At 68.4% G+C, this 2617-nt stretch carries 2 protein-coding genes; both read left to right on the top strand.

Features of this window, described 5'->3' with window-relative positions; genetic code table 11:
- Positions 1 to 146 precede the first annotated feature (146 nt).
- Positions 147 to 1949, top strand: a complete 1803-nt coding sequence (gene recQ / locus AC1DQP_RS19250; protein ID WP_478052274.1) for a DNA helicase RecQ — start codon at positions 147 to 149, stop codon at positions 1947 to 1949.
- 94 nt (positions 1950 to 2043) lie between these two features.
- Positions 2044 to 2439: a CopL family metal-binding regulatory protein gene (locus AC1DQP_RS19255; RefSeq protein WP_256776881.1), complete on the top strand. Its 396-nt coding sequence runs from the start codon at positions 2044 to 2046 to the stop codon at positions 2437 to 2439.
- Positions 2440 to 2617 lie beyond the last annotated feature (178 nt).

Here is a 2617-nt window from a genome sequence, read left to right on the forward strand (position 1 = left end):
AGGAAGCCATGTGCCTCGGCTTCGGCTTCGGCTTCGGCTTCGGCTTCGGCTTCGGCTTCGGCTTCGAGAGCCTACGGGCAAAGCCCTACCCACCGATCCACTGTTGGCGGACCCGGCCAGACCGCCCGGCGGGGTAAACTAGTCCGATGTCTTCCCGCCCCGCGCACGACCTGCTCAGCCGCATCTTTGGTTACGACGAATTCCGCGGTCCGCAGCAGGCGATCGTCGAACATGTCGCTGCCGGCAATGACGCGCTCGTACTGATGCCCACCGGCGGCGGCAAGTCGCTGTGCTACCAGGTGCCCTCCATGCTCCGCGACGGCACCGGCATCGTCATCTCGCCGCTGATCGCGCTCATGCAGGACCAGGTCGAAGCCTTGCGCCAGCTCGGCGTGCGCGCCGAATACCTCAATTCCACCCTCGATGGCGAAACCGCTGCCCGGGTCGAACGCGACCTGCTCGCCGGCGAACTGGACATGCTCTACGTCGCCCCCGAACGCCTGCTCACCGGACGCTTCCTGTCGCTGCTCTCGCGCAGCACCATCGCCCTGTTCGCCATCGACGAAGCCCACTGCGTCTCCCAATGGGGCCACGACTTCCGCCCCGAGTACCGCCAGCTCACCGTCCTTCACGAACGCTGGCCCGACGTCCCGCGCATCGCCCTCACCGCCACCGCCGACCCGCCCACCCAGCGCGAAATCGCCGAGCGGCTCGACCTCACCGGCGCCCAGCACTTCGTCAGCTCCTTCGACCGGCCCAACATCCGCTACACCGTCGTCCAGAAGGACAACGCCAAGCGCCAGCTGCTCGACTTCCTCAAGGTCCACCGCCAGGAAGCCGGCATCGTCTACTGCATGTCGCGGCGCAAGGTCGAGGAAACCGCCGAATTCCTGTGCAAGGAAGGTCTCAACGCCCTCCCCTACCACGCCGGCCTGCCCGCCGAAGTACGCGCCGCCAACCAGCGCCGCTTCCTGCGCGAGGACGGCATCGTCATGTGCGCCACCATCGCCTTCGGCATGGGCATCGACAAACCCGACGTCCGCTTCGTCGCCCACACCGACCTGCCCAAGTCCATGGAAGGCTACTACCAGGAAACCGGCCGTGCCGGCCGCGACGGCGAGCCTGCCGAAGCCTGGCTCTGCTATGGCCTGGGCGATGTCGTGCTGCTCAAGCAGATGATCGAGCAGTCCGAAGCCGGTGAAGAACGCAAAAGCCTGGAACGCTCCAAGCTCGACCACCTGCTCGGCTACTGCGAATCCATGCAGTGCCGCCGCCAGGTGCTGCTCGCCGGCTTCGGGGAAACCTACCCGCAGCCCTGCGGCAACTGCGACAACTGCCTGGTCCCGCCAGACGCCTGGGATGCCAGCGTTGCCGCGCAGAAGGCACTCAGCTGCGTCTACCGCAGCGGCCAACGCKTCGGCGTTGGCCACCTGATCGACATCCTGCGTGGCGGCGAGAACGACAAGATCCGCCAGTTCGGGCATACCGAACTGAGCACCTACGGCATCGGCAAGGACCTCGACGCCCGCACATGGCGCAGCGTGTTCCGGCAACTGGTCGCCGCCAGCCTGCTCGAAGTGGACAGCGAAGCCTACGGCGGCCTGCGCCTCACCGACGGCAGCCGCGAGGTGCTCAAGGGCCAGCGCAAGGTCATGATGCGACGGGAGAGCCCCAAGACCCGCGAACGCGACCGCAGCGGCCAGCGGACCGGCCTGTCCGTGCTGCCCGAGGACCTGGCCCTGTTCAACGCGCTGCGCAGCCTGCGCGCCGAACTGGCCAAGGAACAGAACGTGCCGGCCTTCGTCATCTTCCACGACAGCACCCTGCGCAACATCGCCGAACAGCGCCCGACCAGCATCGATGCCCTGGGCCGGGTGGGTGGCATCGGCGGCACCAAGCTGGCCCGCTACGGCGAGCGGCTGGTGGATATCGTCCGCGAAGAAGGCTGATGCAGGCACGCGCCCCGACGGAGCCGTCTCCAGACTTGAATATCGCGTTCAGCCGCAGGTGCAGGCGCACCGGTTTGGCGCTAGGGTAAGCCGCATGTCCGCCGGCTCCCTCCTCCTGCGCGTGGTCCTGATGCTCAGCCTGTTGCTCAACGGGCTGAACGTGGCCATGGCCGCACCGATGGCGTTGGCGATGGCGGCCCCGGTGGCCGCCGCACCCGCGCCGCCCTGCCACGGCGACGCCCCGGCCCCGACGCGCCACCACGATCACACCGCCAGCGTCGCCGATGGCGCCGCCGCGCAGGCGCCGCACGACGGCGATCACTGCAAGATCAAGGACTGCCTGCGCAACTGCGCGCAGCACCCCAGCCTGACCGCGGCGATCAGCTGGATTCCCAGCCCGCCGCCGTTGTCGCTGGTACCGACCAGCCCTACGCGCCCGTCGCTGCCGACGCCGCCGCTGGACCGCATCACCCGGCCTCCGATCGCCTGATCCGGCGCTCATCGCGAGCGCCAGTGCGATGCGATGCCGTGCACGCCGTTGCGTGCGCGGTGTGACGGCACCCGTGTGCCATTCGGATCCGATTCGGAGTTGCAATGTCTTTCCCCAACACACCCGGCCCGGGCAGCCTGCCCATGCCGTCGCGCCGCCTGTTCGTGCAGGGCGCCGC

The organism is Stenotrophomonas sp. P5_A8, assembly GCF_056400545.1.

Bases quoted from the DNA above. Each gene is read 5' to 3' on its own strand.
- AC1DQP_RS19255 (WP_256776881.1), top strand. From the start codon at position 2,044: ATGTCCGCCGGCTCCCTCCTCCTGCGCGTGGTCCTGATGCTCAGCCTG.